This is a genomic window from Saccharothrix espanaensis DSM 44229, from assembly GCF_000328705.1.
GTDB lineage: Bacteria > Actinomycetota > Actinomycetes > Mycobacteriales > Pseudonocardiaceae > Actinosynnema > Actinosynnema espanaense.
In genome coordinates, this window is sequence record NC_019673.1 from 5,008,241 (window position 1) to 5,027,539 (window position 19,299).

Genomic DNA, 19,299 nt, shown 5'->3' on the forward strand with positions numbered 1-19,299 from the left:
GCCCGGTTCCACACCGCGCAGCACGAAGGTTCGGGGCGTTGACGCGACGCACCGCGCTGCCTTGACTACCCGATGTCATCGGCCGGCTCGTGTCGAATGGGAGTGGCGGATGCGGACGAACCCCTGCGAGCTGGTCATCGCGGTCAACCCGGTGCACCACCCGGCACCCCGGCTGACCGCGACCGCGGCCCGCGCGGGCGGCCTCGGTGTGCTGGAGCTGTCCACGAGCGACCCTCGGGCAGCCGCCGACGCGCTGGACCGCGCCGCGCGGTGGACCGCCGGGCGCTTCGGCGTGCGCGTGCGGCCCGGCTGCGCGGTGCCCGACCTGCCCGACGCGGCCGACACCGTGCTGCTGGCCGACCCGGCGCGCACCGCCGCCGACTTCCCCGGCCGGCGGGTGCTGGTCGAGGTGGTCGACCTCGCCGAGGCGCGCGCCGCCGTGGCCGCCGGCGCGGCCGGGCTGGTCGTGCGCGGCCGGGAGGCCGGCGGCCGGGTCGGCGGGCTGAGCACGTTCGTGCTGCTGCAACAGGTCCTCGCCGCCGTGTCGATACCGGTGTGGGCGGCGGGCGGCATCGGGCCGCACACCGCCGCCGCCGCGGTCGCGGGCGGCGCCGCCGGCGTCGTGCTGGACACCCAGCTCGCGCTGTTCGCCGACGCCGGGCTGCCCGCCGAGCTGACCGCCGCGCTGGACGGGCTGGACGGCTCGGAAACCGTCGTGCACCAGGGGTACCGGGTGCTGCGCCGGCGCGGTCCGGGCGCGCCCGCGCTGCCCGCCGACGGGATCGCCGAGCGGCTCGGCCCCGACCTGCGCACCCAGTACCAGCCGGTCGGCCAGGACGTGGCGCTGGCCGCCGCCTTCGCCCGCCGCTGGCGCGACGCCGGCGCGGCCGTGCGCGGGGTGCGGGACGCGGTGCTCGCCGCGCTGGCCGACGACGTGGCCGCGCGGGTCCTCGCACCCGGCTCGACCGGGGCGCGCCGGCTCGGCACCGCGCTGCCCGTCGTGCAGGGGCCGATGACCCGGGTCAGCGACAGCCCCGGGTTCGCCGCGGCCGTCGCCGACGACGGCGGCCTGCCGTTCCTGGCGCTCGCGCTGTCCGGCCCGGAGCAGACCCGCGACCTGCTCACAGGCACCCGCGACGCGCTCGGCGACCGGCCGTGGGGCGTGGGCGTGCTCGGGTTCGCCGCCGAGGACGTGCGCGCCGCGCAGCTCGCCGTGGTCAAGGAGGTCCGGCCGACCCACGCGATCATCGCGGGCGGGCGGCCCGCGCAGGCCGCCGACCTGGAGGCGTCGGGCGTCTCGGCGTTCCTGCACGTGCCCTCGCCGGGCCTGCTGCGCCAGTTCCTCGCGGCGGGCGCGCGCAAGTTCGTGTTCGAGGGCGCGGAGTGCGGCGGCCACGTGGGCCCGCGGCACAGCTTCCCGCTGTGGGAGTCCCAGGTGGACGTCCTGCTCGAACACCTCGCCGGGGGCGCCGGCGAAGACCTCACGGTGCTGTTCGCGGGCGGCGTCCACGACGAGCGGTCGGCCGCCATGGTCGCCGCGCTGGCCGCGCCGCTGGCCCGCGCCGGGGTCGGCGTCGGCGTGCTGATGGGCACCGCCTACCTGTTCACCGAGGAGGCCGTGGGCACCGGCGCGATCGGCCCGGTGTTCCAGCGCCACGTCGTCGCCGCCGACCGCACCGACCTGCTGGAGACCGCGCCCGGCCACGCCACCCGGTGCGTGCGCAGCGGTTTCACCGAGGACTTCACGGCGTTGCGCGACGACCTGCGCGGCGCGGGCGTGCCCGAGCGCGAGGCGTGGGACCGGCTGGAGCGCTTCAACGTCGGCCGGCTGCGGGTGGCCAGCAAGGGCATCGAGCGGGTCGGCGACGACCTGCGGCCCGTGCCGGCGGAGCGGCAGGCGGCCGAGGGCATGTTCATGGCCGGTGACGTGAGCGTGCTGCGCCACGACGTCACCACGATCGCCGGGCTGCACGAGTCGGTGGGCGCGGGGGCGTCCCGGTGGCTGGCCGATCGCCTCGCCGCGCTGCGCGCCGACCTGGTCGAGCCGGTGACCGAGCCGGAGCCCGCGCCGCTGCGGGTCGCGGTGATCGGGATGGCGTGCGTGTTCCCCGGCGCGAGCGGCCTGGACTCGTTCTGGGCCAACGTCCTGTCCGGCGCCGACAGCGTCACCGAGGTCCCGGCGCAGCGCTGGGACGCGGAGCTGTACTACGACCCGGACGGCACCGGCGAGCGCACACCGTCGCGGTGGGGCGGGTTCCTGCCGCGCATCCCGTTCGACCCGCTGGCCTACGGCATCCCGCCCGCGTCGCTGGGCGCGATCGAGCCCGTGCAGCTGCTGGCGCTGGAGATGTCGCGCCGGGCGCTGGAGGACGCGGGCTACCCGCACACGGGCGCGGACCACCGCCGCACGTCCGTGGTGTTCGGCGCGGAGGCGGGCAGCGACCTGTCCAACGCCACCACGCTGCGGACCGTCCTGCCCTCCTACACCGGCACCCTGCCCCCGGCCCTGGACGCCCAACTCCCCCGGCTCACCGAGGACTCGTTCCCCGGAATGCTGGCCAACGTCATCGCGGGCCGGGTCGCCAACCGGCTCGACCTCGGCGGCGCGAACTACACCGTCGACGCGGCCTGCGCGTCGTCGCTGACCGCCGTCGACGTGGCCTGCAAGGAGCTGGTCACCGGAACCAGCGACCTGGTCGTGTGCGGCGGCGCGGACCTGCACAACGGCATCAACGACTACCTGCTCTTCTCCTCGGTGCACGCGCTGTCGCCCAGCGGGCGCTCGGCCACGTTCGACCGGTCCGCCGACGGCATCGCGCTGGGCGAGGGCGTGGCGTGCGTGGTGCTCAAGCGCCTGGACGACGCCGTCCGCGACGGCGACCGGGTGTACGCGGTGATCGACGGCGTCGGCAGCGCCAGCGACGGCCGCGCGCTCGGCCTGACCGCCCCGCGCCCCGAGGGCCAGCGCGCCGCGCTCGCCCGCGCCTACCGGATGGCCGGGGTGTCCCCCGCCCGGGTCGGCCTGGTGGAGGCGCACGGCACCGGCACGGTCGTCGGCGACCGGACCGAGCTGCGCACCCTGACCGAGGTGTTCACCGAGGCGGGCGCGGAGGTCGGGTCGTGCGCGCTGGGCTCGGTGAAGTCCCAGATCGGGCACACCAAGTGCGCGGCGGGGCTGGCCGGGCTGATCAAGGCGGCGCTGGCCGTGCACCACGGCGTGCGCCCGCCGACGCTGCACCTGAGCGAGCCCAACCCGGAGTGGGACGCCGGGCGCAGCCCGTTCGCCTTCCACACCGCAGCCCGGCCGTGGGCCGCGCCGGCCGCCGAGCGGATCGCCGGGGTGAGCGCGTTCGGGTTCGGCGGCACCAACTTCCACGTCGTCCTGCGCGCCCACGACCAGGCACCCGCCGCGCACGCGCTGCACGAGTGGCCCGCCGAGCTGTTCCTGTTCCGGGGCACCGATCCGGCGGCTGCCGGACGTGCCGCGGCGGCGTTGCTCGACCAGGTCGAGGCCACGCCCGCGGCGCGGTTGCGGGACTTCGCGCGCGGCGCGGCGACCAAGGCGGACGTCGCCGCGGCACGGGGCGACCGGGTCTGGCTGGCCGTGGTGGCCGCCGACGTGGCCCAGTTGCGGGAACGGCTGCGGACCGCCGCGTCCGGTGTCGGCGAGGGCGTGTTCGCCGCCGACGTCGAGGAGACCGCGCTGACCGGCTCGCTCGCGTTCCTCTACCCCGGGCAGGGCAGCCAGCGGCCCGGGATGCTGGCCGACCTGCTGGTGGCCTTCCCCGAGCTGCACCGGTACCTGGAGCTGGGCCGGCCGTGGGCGGACGCGCTCTACCCGCCGGCCGCGTTCGACCCGGAGTCCCGGGCCGCGCAGCACGCCCGGATCACCGACACCGCCGTCGCCCAGCCCGCGCTCGGCGTGGTGGAACTGGCCGCCACGGACCTGCTCGCCGCGGTCGGCGTGCGGCCGGACGCGGTGGCCGGGCACAGCTACGGCGAACTGGTCGCGCTGGCCGCCGCCGGCGTGTTCGACCCGGCCGACCTGCTCGCCGCCAGCGCCGCCCGCGCCGAGGCGATCCTGGCCCAGGTGCGCGACGGCGACCCCGGCACGATGGCGGCGGTGTCCGGGCCGGCCGAGCAGGTGGCGGCCGTGCTGCGGGACGCGGGCCTGCCCGTGGTGGCGGCGAACCGGAACTCGCCGGAGCAGACCGTGGTGTCCGGGCCGACGGACGCGGTGGCGTCGGCGGTGGTGGCGTTGCGGGCGGCCGGGTGGTCGGCCAAGCCGCTCCCGGTGGCGTGCGCGTTCCACAGCCCGCTGGTCGCGGGCGCGGGCGCGGTGTTCCGCCGGGTGCTCGACGGGCTGCCGCTGCGCGCGCCGACCGTGCCGGTGTGGGCCAACCGGACCGCCGAGACCTACCCGGGCTCCGCCGACGCGGTGCGCGCCGGGCTGGCCGCCCAGATCGGCGCACCGGTCCGGTTCGCCGAGCAGGTCGAGGCCATGCACGCGGCCGGCGTGCGGGTGTTCGTCGAGGTCGGCCCCGGTCGGGTGCTCAGCGGCCTGGTGTCGGCGGTGCTCGGCGACCGGCCGCACCGGGTGGTGCACCTGGGCACCGGCCTGCCCGGCTTCCTCACCGCCCTGGCCCGGCTCGCGGTCGCCGGGGTGGACGTGCGGACCGGGCCGCTGGTGCGCGGCCGGGACGCCGCGGACCCGTCCGCCGTACCGGCACCGCCCGGGTGGACCGTCGACGGCCACCTGGTGCGGCGCGCGGACGGCACCAGCCAACCCGGCGCGCTGCGCCCCGCCCAACGGATCTCGGAGCCGATCGTGCCCCCACACCAGCCCCAGTCGTCCGATGCGCTGGTCGCCGACTTCCTGCGCACCAGCCGCGAGATGATCGCCGCGCAGCGCGACGTGCTGATGACCTACTTCGGCGCGACCGGGGTGGCCGCGCCGCCCGTCGCGCGGGCGCTGGAGGCGGTGCCCGCGCCGGTCGCGCACGCCGTGCTGGAGGCGGTCGCCCCGCAGGTCACCCCGGCGGCGCTCGCCGAGGCCCCGGCCGCGTCGGGCCCGATGGACGTGCTGCGGACCGTGGTGGAGGTGGTGGCCGAGCGCACCGGCTACCCGGTGGAGATGGTCGAGCCCGGCCTGGACCTGGAGGCCGACCTCAGCGTCGACTCGATCAAGCGGGCCGAGATCGCGGGCGAGATCGCCACCCGGCTGGGGCTCGACGCCGGCGCGGGCGAGGCCCTCGAAGCGCTCACCGCCGCCCGGACCGCCGCCGCCATCGCCGACCTCATCGAACAGCGCCGGTCGGCCGTGCCGGGTGTGGCTGTCTCGAACGAACCGGGCGCGAACGAACCAGGCACGAACGAACCAGGCACGGACGTCGGGCCGGCCGACGCCGAGGCGCTGGTCATCGCGCCGCAGCGGCTGGTGTTCGAGGAGCACGACCTCGCCGGGCCCGCCCGGGACGTGCGCGGCACGCGGGTCGTGGTCGTCGGCGCGCGGGACGACGCCGTGGCCGAGGCGCTGCGGGCCGCCGGCGTCGAGACCGGTGCCGAGGTCGCGGGCGCGTTCGTCGTGCACCTGGGCTCGCTCGACGCCGACGAGTCGCCGCTGCCCGAGGAGTTCCCGCGCATCCAGTCGCTGCTCGCGGCCGGGCCGCGCGGCCTGCTGGCGGTGGACCGGCGCGAGGTCGGCGCGGTGTCCGGGCTGCGCGGGTTCTTCCGCACGGTGGCCCGCGAGTACCCGGACCTGGTCGCCACGCTGGTCGAGGTGCCGGCCGACGCCGGGCCGGCCGCGGTGGCCGCCGCGCTGGTCGCCGAACTCGCCGCCGCCGACCACGAACCCGTGGTGCTCGCCGGGCCCGGCAGCCGGCGCGGCCTGCGGCTGACCGTGATTTACCTCGGTCCGGTCGCCGCCGCCGGTGCCGGTCCGGCGGGCGACGGCGCGGCCGAGGCCGACGCCGCCGGGCTGGACCGCGACGCCGTCGTGCTGCTGGCCGGCGGCGCGCGCGGGATCACCGCCCGGTTCGCCCGCGCGCTGGCCGCGGCCGGGCGCTGCAAGCTCGAACTGCTCGGCCGCACGCCCGCGCCGACCGGCCCGGAGGACGCCGACCTCGCCGGCGCGGCCGACCGCGCCGCGCTGCGCGCCGCGTTCCTGGCCCGGGGCCTGACCTCGCCCGCCGAGGTCGAACGGGCGGTGGGCGCGGCCGTCGCCGAGCGGGAGGTCCGCACCACCCTGGCCGACCTGGGCGACCTGGCCCGCTACCACTCGGTGGACGTGCTCGACGCCGAAGCGGTGCGCGCCACCGTGAAGCGGGTGCACGACGAGCACGGCCGGCTGGACGCGGTGGTCTACGCGGCGGGCGTGATCGAGGACAAGCTGATCGAGGCCAAGTCGGTCGAGTCGTTCAGGCGGGTGTTCGGGACCAAGGTGGACGGCGCGCGCACGCTGCTCGACGCGGTCGACGCGCTGCCCGACGGCCCCCGGTACGCGGTGCTGTTCGGCAGCATCGCCGCCGCGCTGGGCAACCGGGGCCAGTGCGACTACGCCGCGGCCAACGACGCGCTGGAGGAACTGGGCCGGCGCTGGTCGCGTCCCGGCCGGCGCGGCCTGACCGTCCACTGGGGACCGTGGGCGGGCGGCGGCATGGTCTCGCCGGAGCTGGCCCGCTCCTACGCCGCGCGCGGCGTCGCGCTGATCGACCCCGAGGAGGGGCCGCTGAGCCTGCTGCGGGAACTGGCCTGGGGTCCGGCCGACGTGCACGCCGTCGTCAGCTCCGCGTCCGGCTGGTGACCGCGGTGACGCCGGTCGCGATCGTCGGGATGGCGGTGCTGTTCCCCGGCGCGCCCGACCTGGACTCCTTCTGGCGCAACATCTCCGGTGGGGTCGACGCGATCACCGACGTGCCCGCCGACCGCTGGGACGACGAGTTCCACGACCCCGCCCAGCGCCGCGCGGACCGCGTCTACACCCGGCGCGGCGGGTTCGTGGAGGCGTCGGTCGACGTGGCCGCGTTCGGCGTCATGCCCGCGTCGGTGCCCGGCACCGAACCCGACCAGCTGATCGCGTTGCAGGTGGCGGCGGACGCGGTGGCCGACGCCGGCGGCGACACCGCGCTGCCCGCGGACCGGCGGCGGGCCGGGGTGATCCTCGGCCGGGGCGGCTACCTGACGCCCGGCCTGGTGCGGCTGGACCAGCGGGTGCGCAGCGCCAACCAGGTCGTGCGGACGCTGCGCGAGCTGGTGCCCGAGCTGGACGACGAGCGGCTGGAGCGGGTGCGGGCGGCGTTCGCCGCGCAGCTCGGCCCCGAGGCACCCGAGTCGGCCATCGGCCTGGTGCCCAACCTCGCCGCGTCCCGCGTCGCGAACCGGCTCGACCTGCGCGGCCCCGCCTACACGGTGGACGCGGCCTGCGCGTCGTCGCTGGTGGCGGTGGACCACGCGGTGCGCGAGCTGGACAGCGGCCGGTGTGACGTGGTGCTGGCCGGCGGCGTGCACCACTGCCACGACATCACGCTGTGGAGCGTGTTCAGCCAGCTCGGGGCGCTGTCCCGGAGCGGCCGGATCCGGCCGTTCCACCGCGACGCCGACGGCGTGCTGATCGGCGAGGGCACCGGTGTGGTGGTGCTCAAGCGGCTTGCCGACGCCGAGCGCGACGGCGACCGGGTCTACGCGGTGATCGCCGGGACCGGCGTGGCCGGCGACGGCCGGTCGGCGAGCCTGCTCAACCCGGACCCCGGCGGCCAGGCGAACGCGGTGCGGCAGGCGTGGACGGCGGCCGGGCTGGACCCGCGCGCCCCCGACGCGCTGGGCCTGCTGGAGGCGCACGGCACGGCCACCCCCGCCGGCGACGCGGCCGAGCTGCGGACGTTGGCCGAGGTGTTCGGCCCGGCGACCGGGCCGCGCGCGGCGCTGGGCTCGGTGAAGTCGATGATCGGCCACACCATGCCGGCCGCCGGCGTGGCCGGGCTGGTCAAGGCGGCGCTGGCGGTGCACCACGGCGTGCTGCCGCCGACCCTGCACTGCGACGACCCGCACCCGGCGCTGGCCGGCACCCGCTTCAGCACGCCCGACCGGGCCCGGCCGTGGGACCGCCCGGACAGCGGCGCGCCCCGCCGGGCCGGGGTCAACGCGTTCGGGTTCGGCGGCATCAACGCCCACGTGGTGCTGACCGAGCCCGCCACCCGGACCGCGCCGGTGGTGGTGCGCGAGCCGACCAGGGTGCTGCGGCTGGCCGCCGCCACCACGGCGGACCTGCTGGCGGCGTTGACCGACTCCCCGCAAGGCCTGGACGAGCGGGCCGACGTGCGCGAGCCGGTGCGCCTGGGCGTGGTCGACCCGACGCCGCGCAAGCTCGCCCTGGCGCGCAAGGCCGTGGCCAAGGGCGTGCCGTGGCGCGGGCGCGGGGACGTGTGGTTCAGCCCGGAACCGCTCGGCGGCCGCACGGCGTTCCTGTTCCCCGGGCTGGAGGCCGAGTTCGAGCCGGAGGTGGCCGACGTCGCCGCCCGGTTCGGGCTGCCGTGGTCCGGCGGGCAGGTGCGGGTCGGCGACGTCGGGCGGCACGGCGCGGCGGTCTTCCAGGTCGGCCGGCTGCTGGACGCGGCGCTGCGCCGGCTCGGCGTGCGGCCCGACGCGGTCGCCGGGCACAGCGTGGGCGAGTGGACCGCGATGGCGGCGGGCGGCATCCACGCGGCCGACGAGGTCGACGCCTTCCTCGCCGCGTTCGACCCGGAGTCGCTGCACGTGCCGGGTCTGGCGTTCGCGGTGATCGGCACGTCGGCCGAGAAGGTCACCGCCGTGCTGGCCGAGCACCCGAACGTCGTGCTCTCCCACGACAACGCGCCCAACCAGGCGATGGTGTGCGGTCCGGAGCCCGAGGTGGACGAGGTGGTGCGCCGGTTCCGGGCGGAGGCGGTGATCGCCCGGGTGCTGCCGTTCCGCTCCGGTTTCCACACCCCGATGCTCGCGCCCTACCTCGACCCGATCCGCGACGCCGCCCAGCGCTACGGCCTCCACCGGCCGACGACCCCGGTGTGGTCGGCGACCACCGCCGCCCCGTTCCCGGCCGACCCGGCCGGCGTGCGCGCGCTGTTCGTGCGGCACCTGCTGGAGCCGGTCCGGTTCCGGCCGCTGGTGCGGGCGCTGCACGCGGCCGGGTTCCGCACGTTCGTGCAGCTCGGCGCGGGTCAGCTCGGGTCGCTGGTGGGCGACACGCTGGCCGGCGAGGAGCACCTGGTGGTCTCCGCGCACGGCGGCCTGGCCCAGTTGCGGCGGGTGGTGACCGCGCTGTGGGTGCACGGCCGCCCCGCCGACGCCGGCCCCCTGCTGCCGCCGCGCCGCTCCACCCGGACCCGGCTCGACCTCGGCAGCGCCCTGGTGTCCCTGCCCGCCGCCGAACGGATCGTGCTGACCTCCGCGCCGGACGCGTCGACCTGGCCGGCCGACGACCCGGTCGCGGCGGAGCTGTCCGCCCTGCTGCGCGACACCGCCGGCCTGGCTGCCGATCTCATCACCGCGCGCACCACCGCGCCCACCACCGCGCCCACCACCGCGCGCACCACCGTGCCATCGCGGCAAGCGCCCCCACCTCTCGTGCCGGCGCAAGCCCCTCCCGACGCGCCACAGGTGCTGCGGGTGGGGCTGGAGGAGTTCCCGTACCTGCGGGACCACTGCTTCTTCCGGCAGCGCCCCGGCTGGCCCGACGCGGCCGACAGCTGGCCGGTCGTCCCCGCCACGACCGTCATCGCGCACCTGACGGCGATCGCCGAGCGGACCGCGCCCGGCACCCGCGCCACCGCCGTCCACGACGTGCGGCTGACCAAGTGGATCACCGCGACCCCCGGCGCGGACATCCCGGTCACGACGGTCCACCGCTCCCCCACCGAGGTCGAGGTGGGCCTGACCGGCTTCTCCCAGGCCGTCGTCACGCTCGCCGGGCGGTACCCGCCCGCGCCGCCGCCGTGGCCCGTCGACGAGCCCGAACGCACCCCGGACCTGCCCGCCCGCGGTCTCTACGACGAGCGCTGGATGTTCCACGGCCCGCTGTTCCAGGGCGTCACCGAGCTGACCGCGATCGGCGACCGGCACGTCCGGGGCACGCTGGCCGCCCTGCCGACGCCGGGCGCGCTGCTGGACAACGTCGGCCAGCTGCTCGGCTACTGGGTGATGGCGGTCCTGCCGGACCGCACCACCGTCTTCCCGGTGCGGCTGGACCGGATCGCCTTCCACGGCCCGCAGCCCGCGGCGCACCACGAGCTGCACTGCCACGTGAAGATCACCGCCGTCACCGACGCCACGGTCACCGCCGACGTCCAGCTCCACCACGAGGGCCGGGTGTGGGCGGAGATCACCGGCTGGACCGACCGCCGCTTCGACACCGACGCCGGCATCCGGGCCGTGGACCGGTTCCCCGGCTCCCACACCCTGTCCACCCCGCACGACGAGGGCTGGGCCGTCGTGCACGAGCGCTGGCCCGACCTGGCGACCCGCGAACTGGTCATGCGCAACATGCTCGGCGGCGCGGAACGCACCGCCTACGACACCTGCCCGCCGAACGTGAAGCGCCGCTGGCTGCTCGGCCGCATCGCCGCCAAGGACGCCGCCCGCGCGCTGCTGTGGCGGGAGGGCGCGGGCGAGGTCTACCCGGCCGAGATCGCGGTGGACGACCCGCCGCGGCTGCGCGGCGTGCACGGCCGGGACGTGTCCGGCGTCCTGGTCGACCTGGCGCACTGCGCGGAGGTCGGCGTCGCCATCGCCCGGCGCGGCCCGTGCGGCATCGACGTCCGGGAGGCCGCCCCCGACGCCCGGCACGACGCCGCGCTCGCCGCCGTCGCCAAGCTCGCCGGCGCGCCCGGCCGGGTGGTGGCCGACGACGGCGACCGGCTGCGCGTCGCGGCCGGCGGCCGGGAGCACACCGTGGGCGTGCGCGCCCTCGCCAACCCGCCCGGCCTGCCCGCACGGGAGTACGTGGTCGCGTGGACACCAGCGGAGCAACCAGGAGAGGGATCATGAGCACCGACACGACCGCGGCCGACCCGGCGACCGTGCTGGCCGACATCACGGGGATGCTCCGCGACCTGCTGGAGGAGCACGGTCTGCCGGACGCCGACATCACCCGGGGGTCGACCTTCCACGGCGACCTGGAGCTGGAGAGCATCGACCTGGTGACGCTGTCGGCGTCGCTGCGCGAGCACTACGGCGACCGGGTCAACTTCGCCGAGTTCGTCGCCGACCTGGAGCTGGACGAGATCATCGGCCTCACCGTCGGCGAACTGGTGGACCACGTGGTCACCTCGCTGCGGGCCGCGTGATGGCCAAGGTCCGCACCGGCGCGATCACCACGCACGTGCAGCGGCTGCCGGCCGCCGGCGGCGACCCGGACGCGCCGCTGGTGGTGTTCGTGCACGGGCTGCTCACCGACAGCCTCGCCAGCTACTACTTCACCGTCGGCCCGCAGGTCGCCGCGGCCGGCGTCGACGTGCTGATGTACGACCTGCGCGGGCACGGCCGCAGCGACCGCCCGGCCACCGGCTACCGGCTGGAGCACTTCGTGCAGGACCTGGTGCTGCTGCTCGACGCGCTGGGCGAGACCCGGCCCGTGCACGTGGTCGGCAACTCCTTCGGCGGCACGGTCGCGACGGCCCTGGCCGCGTGGCACCCGGACCTGGTGGCCACGGTCACCATGATCGAGGGCGAGCCGCCGGTGGCCGGCTGGACCGGGCGGATGCGGGACGCGCTCACCCGCGCCAGGGCCAACATGGTCAGCCCCGAGGCCCTGGACTGGATCGAGGCCACCTACGGCCGGCACACCGCGAAGCTCGCCCGGGGCGCGGCCCGCATCCTGGAGAGCACGACGGTCGCCGAGGACGTGCCGCTCAGCCGGGTGATCGACGACGACCTGAGCGCGCTGACCCGCCCGCTGCTGGCCGTCTTCGGCGACGTGTCCGGGCTGTGCCGGCAGGTCCCGGGGCTGGCGGCGTCGGTCCCCGGCTGCCGCACGGTCGTGCTGGCCGACCAGGACCACTCGGTGCTCGTGGAACGGCCGCACGAGACGCGCGACCTGCTGCTGGACTGGGTGCGCGCGCACCACGCGGTGGCGTCCCGGTGAGCAGGTTCCTCTTCGTCGTGCCGCCGCTGGTCGGCCACGTCAACCCGCTCGCGGCGGTGGCGGCGGAGCTGACCGCGCGCGGCCACGAGGTGGCCTGGGCCGGGCACGCCGACCTGCTGCGCCGGCTGGTCGGGCCGGCCGCCCCGGTGCACGACTGCGCGCTGCCCGACACCGACCTGCTGCACCGGCCGCCGGAGCTGACCGGGCCCGCCGCGTTCCGGTTCCTGTGGCAGGACTTCTTCGTGCCGCTGGCCGACGCGATGGCCCCCGGCGTGGCCGCCGCCGTCGAGAGGGTGCGGCCGGACCTGGTCGTGGCCGACCAGCACGCGGTGGCCGGGTCGCTGGTGGCCGAGCGGCTGGGCGTGCCGTGCGCGACCTCCGCCAGCACGTCCGCCGAGCTGGTCGACCCGCTGGCCGGACTGCCCAAGGTGGCCGCCTGGCTGGCCGCGCTGCTGGCCGACCTGCGCCGCCGGGTCGGCGACCCGACCGCCACCCACGACCCGCGCCACCCGCCCGCCGGCGTGGTCGCGTTCACCACCGCCGACCTGGTGGGCGAGGTCGCGCTGCCGCCCGGTGTGCGGATGGTCGGGCCGGCGATCGCGCCCCGGCCGGCGGGCGGATTCCCGTGGGACCGCCTCGACCCGGGCCGCCGCACGGTGCTGGTCAGCCTGGGCACCGCGAACGTCGACGCGGGCGAGCGGTTCCTGCGCGTGGCCGTGGCGGCGCTGGCCGCGCGCCCGCACGTGCAGGGTGTCGTGGTCGATCCCGGCGGTGTGCTGGGTCACGTGCCGGAGGCCGTCGTCGTGCCGCACGTGCCGCAGTTGGAGTTGCTGGCCCGGTGCGCGGCGGTCGTGTGCCACTCCGGGCACAACACCGTGTGCGAGTCCCTGTGGCACGGCGTGCCGCTCGTGCTCGCCCCGATCCGGGACGACCAGCCCGTGGTCGCGGGTCAGGTCGTGGCCGCCGGCGCGGGCGTGCGGGTCCGGTTCGGCCGGGTCACCGCCGAGGGGCTCGGCGACGCGCTGGACACCGTGCTCTCCCCCGCGTCCGGCCACCGCGACGCGGCGCGGTCGGTCGGCCGGTCGTTCCGCGCGGCCGGCGGCGCACCCGCCGCGGCCGACCACCTGGCCGCGCTGGCGGCGCGGTCGCCCGTCCGCACCGCCTGACCCAGTCCTCCCGGGGGAACACGATGACGAGTCCGTTCCGCGTGCTGCTCGGCCACACCCGCCCGCACCGCGCGGTCCTGACCGGCAGCCTGCTGCTGGTGCTGGCGGCGGGCGCGTCCGGGCTGGTGCAGCCGCTGGTGGCGCAGGACGTGCTGGAGGCGCTGGCCACCGGCGGGTCGGTGCTGGCACCGGTGCTGCTGCTGGCCGGGCTGGTGGTGCTGGGCGCGGCGCTGACCGGCGTGCAGTCGTGGTGGCAGCAGCGCACCGCCGAGCACGTGGTCCGCGAGGTCCGGCGGGACCTGGTGTTCCGGCTGGTCCGGCTGCGGGTGCCGGAGCTGGACAGCCGCGCGCCCGGCGACCTGACCGCCCGGGTGACCTCGGACAGCACGTTGTTGCAGAACGCCGCCACCGAAGGGCTGGTGCTGGTCGCCAACGGCGTGCTGACCACGCTGGGCGCGGTGGTGATGATGGGCGTCGTGCACCTGGGCCTGCTCGGCGTCACCGCCGGGGTGATCGTCGGGGTCGCGCTGGTGCTGCTGGTGGTGCTGCCCCGGATCCGGCTCGCGGTGGCGCGGGCGCAGGAGTCGCTGGGCGCGGTCGGCGCGGCGCTGGACCGGGCGCTGGGCGCGGCCCGCACGGTGAAGGCCAACGGTGCCGAGGCGCGGGAGACCGCGCTCGCCGGGGCGGCCGTCGACCGGGCGCACGCCGCCGGGCTGGTCGGCGCGCGGTACGTGGCCGTGGTCAAGGTGCTGACCGGCGTGGCGATCCAGGGCGCGTTCCTGGCCGTGCTGGGGGTCGGCGGGGCGCTGGTCGCGGCCGGGTCGATGAGCGCGCCGGAGCTGATCGCGTTCCTGCTCTACGTGTTCTACCTGGCCTCGCCGATCGGCTCGCTGGCCGCCGGGCTCGGGATGCTCCAGCAGGGGTTGGGCGCGGTCGGCCGGATCGAGGAGGTGCGGCGGATGCCCGTGGAGGAGGACGTCGACCTCGTCGTGCCCGCGCCGCACGGCCCGCCGCCCGCCGTGGAGTTCGCCGGCGTCGAGTTCGCCTACCCCGGCCGCGGCCCCGCGCTGCGCGGCGTGTCGTGGACCGCCCGGCCCGGCGCGCGCACCGCCCTGGTGGGCCTGTCCGGCGCGGGCAAGACGACGATGTTCGCGCTCCTGCAACGGTTCTACGAGCCGACCGGCGGCACCGTCCGGGTCGGCGGGGTCGACATCGCCACGATGTCGCGCGCCGAGCTGCGCCGGCTCATCGCGTACGTGGAGCAGGACTCGCCGGTCATGGCGGGCACCCTGCGCGACAACCTGCTCTACGCCAACCCGGACGCCACCGACGCGGAGATCGCCGAGGCCCTGCGGGTCACCCGGCTGACCGGGTTCGTGGACCGGCTGGACGCGGGCCTGGGCACCGAGGTGGGCACGCGCGGCGTGACGCTGTCCGGCGGGGAGCGCCAGCGGCTGGCCATCGCACGGGCCCTGCTGCGCAAGCCCCGCGTGCTGCTGCTGGACGAGGCCACCGCCCAACTCGACGCCCGCAACGAGAACGCGCTGCGGGAGGCCGTCGACCAGGTGGCCCGGGACTGCACGGTCATCCTGATCGCGCACCGGCTGTCCACTGTGACCGATGCCGACCGGATCGTGCTGCTGGAGCACGGTGTGGTGCGCGCGTCGGGCACCCACGCCGAACTGGTCGAGCAGGACGAGCTGTACCGGGAACTGGCCGCGACCCAACTGCTCGTCACGGCGGTCCCCGGTGTCTGACAACGCCTTGTGCGACAGGGAGACCGGGCGGGGCGTCCGCAGTGGACGGACGCCCCGCCGCGGATCACGCCTTCGCGCTGGTGGCGAGCGAGTTCAGCGCCGCGTAGTAGCCGTCGCGGTGACCCGCCGCGTTCGGGTGGTAGGACTCGTTGATCTTGTCCCACTCCAGGCTGGTGACCCACTTGGTGCCGCTGGTGCACAGGGCGTGCGAGTCGAAGATCGGGCGGGCGTCGAGGAAGGTGAAGCCCGCCTCGGCCGCGCGCTGGGCCATGATCGCGGCCAGGGTGTCGGCGGCCGAGTTCAGCGCGGCGCGCTCGGTGTCGCTGAGCCCGAAGATGCCGCAGTTGCCGCCGATCTTGTACAGCCGCGGGTAGCCGACCACGATGACCCGGGCCGCCGGGGCCTTGGCCCGCACCAGCCCGTACACCTGGGCCAGGCCCGGCGAGAGGTAGGCGACGGCGGCCTGCTTGGCCAGTTCCACGCCCTTGAGGCAGTCCTTGTCGTCGATGGTCAGGATGCAGTTGGTGAGCACGTCGACGAACCGGACGTCGTTGCCGCCGACCTGGATGGTGACCAGGGTGGTGTCGGCGGTCAGCAGCGGGATCTGGTTGCTGACGACCTCGGTCGTGGTGGCCCCGGAGCAGGCGGCCTCGACGAACCGGGTGGTCGGGTGCGCCGCCGCCCAGAGGCGCGGGTAGGTCAGCGGGCCGCGGCGGCAGGCGTCGTTCGGGTTGTCGTAGGTGCGGGTGCCCGGGGCGGTGGTGTAGGAGTCGCCGATGGCGACGTACTTGCCCGCGAGGGGGGCGGCCTGCGCCGGCGTGGCGAGGGCCGCGGTGGCGAACAGCGCCAGCAGTGCGGGGATCAGGGCCCGTGCGCGCATGGGATCTCGTCTCCGTGGAGTCGGGGTGGAGTGTTGACCCCTCATGCGTAACAGTTGATATTGTGGGATAATACCTCACAATTGGTACTTAATAGTGAACTTTTCACACTTGGTGCGGACTTCGGCCCCGGAAGGCTCAGCACCGGCTCAGCCCACTGGCCCAACCGGACCGGATCCCACCATCGGACGGGCGTTTTCCGGCCGGCTCAAGGAAGATCGCGCACGGCGCGGTCACCGGCAGGGGTAGGACGACCGGCCCGCACCGGCTCGCCGCGGACGACCCACGCGGATACCGGAACTGCGGACGTTGTTCACCGGCAAGGGGAATACGCCTTGCCGAACCCGTCGGGGACGGGTGTTCACCCGGGACTCACCCGGACATGGCGCCGGACCGGGCGGGGGACGATGCCCGCCCGGTCCGGACGTGCCGGGTCGGCCACGCCATTCCTACCGCCGACCCGGCGGTCGACCGCCACGCTCGCGCGGGCGTCGAGTCTGCTGTGGACCAACCGGTCAGGATGCCTCCGCGCACAGGTCGAACGGCGCACCCGCCGGCCGGGGCTCGCCCATGAAGTGCATGATCTCCTCGTGGTTGGTCGACATCACCGCGTTCAGCGCGCTGGTGCGGTAGTAGATGTCCAGGCCCGTCGGGCACGGCGTGAGGTCCGGCCGCTCGTCGGCGCGCAGCAGCGCCAGCGCGGCCGGGACGTTGTGGTCGAACCGGACGTCCCCGCGCACGTAGTAGTCGACGCCGTCGACCACCACCAGCGGCAGGTCCGTCGGCTCGCACACCGGGTGGGTCATCAGGTCGTAGCGGTAGACCGACGAGAGGAACGAGCGCAGCTCCGCCGGCACGTTCGGCAGCACCGCCTGCTCCCACCACAGTTCCAGCGCCCGCCTGCCCTCCGCCGTGGTGAACAGGTAGCCGATCGCCTTCGCGTACGCCGGCGCGCCGCCGCCGTGGCCGCGCGCCGCCGCCTCGCGCAGCGGCAGCGCCTCCGGGCAGGACGTCGTGTCCGCCCAGTCAGCGAGGCTGTTGAGCACCTGTGACTGCTTCCAGCCCGCCAGCTCGCGCAACGGCAGCCAGCAGTGCCGCAGCACCGCGTTCTCCGCGATCACCCGGGCCCAGAACAGGAAGCGCTGCATCCGGGCGTTGTCGGCGAAGGTCATCGTCCGGTGCGCCAGCACGTACTCGAAGTCGTCGTGGTCACCGCGCAGCGCGATGATCCCGTGCAGCTCCTTGTTGGACGAGTACTCGGTGTTGGGCAGCAGCATGATCGGGTACACCGCGATCCGCGACACGTGCCGGGCCAGCTCGTCGTAGCCCTCCAGGAACGACTCGGCGGTCTCGCCGGGCGCGCCCCAGATCAGCTCCGCGTAGCAGTCCATCCCCTCCTTGTTGAGCCACTCGACCAGGTCGCGCCAGTCGTTGACCTTCATGTTGCGCCGCCGCATGGCGGTCAGCGCGTCGGCGTTGAGCGACTGGAGGGCCAGGGTGAACGAGCTGCGCAGGCCCGCTTCCTTCATCCGGCGCACGATGTCGTAGAAGACCTTCGACTTGTTCTTCGCCCAGGAACTCTCGAACGCGCGCGGGAAGCCGTGCTGCCGCTTGATCTCGATCAGGTCGTCGACCAGCTCGACATCGATGGGCAGCATGCCGAAGTTCGCGTCGCACGCGACGATCGTGTGCACGCCGAGCTTCGCGAACAGCTCCAGCTCCGCCTTGAGCCGCTCCCGGGAGAACGCCCGCACCCGCTGCCCGACCGCGCCGCCCCAGTAGCAGAACGAGCACTTGTAGGGGCAGCCCCGGTTGGTCTCGATCAGCGCCACGTCGTAGCGGAACTGGCCGTTGGCGTCGAGCAGGTCGATCGCTCCGGTGAGGAACGGCGACGGGATGGTGTCGAGGTCGTCGATGCGCGGCCGTTCGGCGTTGGTCACGACCTCGGCGGCCGGTCCGCGCCACGATACGCCCAGCACGTCGGACAGGTCGGCGTGGGCACCGGACAGGCGGGCGCGCAGCAGCTCCACGAAGGTCAGCTCGCCCTCGCCGTTGACCACCACGTCCACGCTCGGGAACAACCGGAACACCCGGTCGGCCTGCTCGCTGACGTGGGTGCCGCCGAAGAGCACCCACCCGTCCGGGTTGAGCTGCTTGAAGGTGGCGGCCAGCGCGCCGAACGCCCGCTGGTTCCAGCCGAACACCGAGAACGCCAGCACGTCCGGCGGGTCGCCCGCGAACAGCCGGTTGGCCATCTCGCCGTGGGTCACCCGGCCGCGGAAGTTGCAGATCTCGATCCGCACCCGGTCCCGCAGCACCGGATCGGCGAGGGCCATCGCCTTGAGGTAGCCCGATGCCAGCGGCATCGACTCCAACGGCATGTCCCAGACCCCTTGCTGGACCAGGACAACCCTGAGCTGAGAAGCGGACACGCCCACCTCCGCGTGGGGAGAAGCGTCGGGATCGACGGGGGTCAGGCCTTGCGGTAGATCGAGATGTGCCGCTCGTGCGAGTCGCGCAGCGGTGCGCCGGACCAGTCCGACCACCGCGATTCGAGGGTCATCCCGGCCAAGCGCGCCATCAGGTCCAGCTCGGAGGGCATGATGGTGCGGATGTGCATGGGGAAGAACCGCACGCCCTGCTCGCTGAGGATCGCGAACTGGATGGACGAGCGCTGGGTCATCCGCTCGCGGCGGGTGAAGGTGAGGACCACGTGGTCCTTCTCCACCCGCACGGTCTGGGTGCGCTGGTTGCGGTCGTAGCGCGACGGGTCCGGGATCGAGCACTGGGTGACGAACCGGCCGCCGGGCTCGAGCACCGCCGCGACCCGCTCGAAGCACCGGATCTGGTGCTCCTGGTCGGTGATGAACGGCAGGGTGTCGAACACCGCGTAGGCCAGCGAGTAGGTGTGCGGCACGGAGAAGTCGGTGAAGTCCTGCTTGAACAGCGTCACCTTGTCGCCGCCGGGCTTGGCCCGCAACTGGTCCAGCATGCCCTCGGACATGTCGATGCCGTGGACCTCGATCCCCTTCTGCGCCAACGGGACCGCTACCCGCCCGGTGCCCACCCCCAGTTCCAGCAAGGGCCCTTCACCCGCGTTGTCGGCCAACCACTGGATGGTCTCCTCGGTGTCGCCCGGGTCGCCCGCCCAGCCGGTCTCGTCGAACAGCCCGGCGATCGCGTCGCCGTAGGTCGAGAGGTCGAAGCCTTCCACGGTGTTCTCCTTCCCCCGTCCGGAAACGGGATGTCGCTGGGGAATCCTCGGTGACCGGGGCGGTGCGGCGCTGCCCCGTTGTGAGCACCGCCGGCGCGCGCCTGCGGTGCGGTGCTTCGGTCCCGGCCGTTCGGAGTGGACGGTCGGGTCGCCGCCGTCGGGTCTGCGC

9 protein-coding genes are annotated in these 19,299 nt (G+C 75.5%); 6 read left to right on the top strand and 3 right to left on the bottom strand.

Features of this window, described 5'->3' with window-relative positions; genetic code table 11:
• Positions 1–109 precede the first annotated feature (109 nt).
• The 6 genes from BN6_RS22195 to BN6_RS22220 are packed head-to-tail and all read left to right on the top strand — an operon-like array spanning position 110 to position 15,038.
• Positions 110–6,802, top strand: a complete 6,693-nt coding sequence (locus BN6_RS22195; protein ID WP_015101977.1) for a type I polyketide synthase — start codon at positions 110–112, stop codon at positions 6,800–6,802.
• On the top strand, positions 6,799–11,019 hold the full coding sequence (locus BN6_RS22200) for a beta-ketoacyl synthase N-terminal-like domain-containing protein (RefSeq protein WP_015101978.1): 4,221 nt from the start codon (positions 6,799–6,801) through the stop codon (positions 11,017–11,019). The genes BN6_RS22195 and BN6_RS22200 overlap by 4 nt, the downstream gene beginning before the upstream one ends.
• Positions 11,016–11,318, top strand: coding sequence for an acyl carrier protein (locus tag BN6_RS22205; RefSeq protein WP_041313631.1), 303 nt, complete (start codon positions 11,016–11,018; stop codon positions 11,316–11,318). The genes BN6_RS22200 and BN6_RS22205 overlap by 4 nt, the downstream gene beginning before the upstream one ends.
• Positions 11,318–12,115, top strand: coding sequence for an alpha/beta fold hydrolase (locus tag BN6_RS22210; protein WP_015101980.1), 798 nt, complete (start codon positions 11,318–11,320; stop codon positions 12,113–12,115). The genes BN6_RS22205 and BN6_RS22210 overlap by 1 nt, the downstream gene beginning before the upstream one ends.
• Complete coding sequence (locus tag BN6_RS22215; RefSeq protein WP_015101981.1) at positions 12,112–13,281, top strand: glycosyltransferase; 1,170 nt, start codon at positions 12,112–12,114, stop codon at positions 13,279–13,281. Before BN6_RS22210 ends, BN6_RS22215 begins: the two co-directional genes overlap by 4 nt.
• Before the next feature lie 23 nt (positions 13,282–13,304).
• Positions 13,305–15,038 carry an ABC transporter ATP-binding protein gene (locus tag BN6_RS22220; RefSeq protein WP_015101982.1) on the top strand — a complete coding sequence of 578 codons (1,734 nt, stop codon included), beginning with the start codon at positions 13,305–13,307 and terminating at the stop codon, positions 15,036–15,038.
• Positions 15,039–15,102: 64 nt separating this feature from the next.
• Here the strand turns inward: BN6_RS22220 and BN6_RS22225 are convergent, their stop codons facing one another.
• The 3 genes from BN6_RS22225 to BN6_RS22235 form a co-directional block, all read right to left on the bottom strand.
• Positions 15,103–15,918: an SGNH/GDSL hydrolase family protein gene (locus BN6_RS22225; RefSeq protein WP_015101983.1), complete on the bottom strand. Its 816-nt coding sequence runs from the start codon at positions 15,916–15,918 to the stop codon at positions 15,103–15,105.
• Between the two features lie 513 nt (positions 15,919–16,431).
• On the bottom strand, positions 16,432–18,348 hold the full coding sequence (locus BN6_RS22230) for a KedN5 family methylcobalamin-dependent radical SAM C-methyltransferase (protein ID WP_148302962.1): 1,917 nt from the start codon (positions 18,346–18,348) through the stop codon (positions 16,432–16,434).
• Between the two features lie 41 nt (positions 18,349–18,389).
• Positions 18,390–19,130, bottom strand: a complete 741-nt coding sequence (locus tag BN6_RS22235; protein ID WP_015101985.1) for a class I SAM-dependent DNA methyltransferase — start codon at positions 19,128–19,130, stop codon at positions 18,390–18,392.
• Positions 19,131–19,299: the final 169 nt, after the last annotated feature.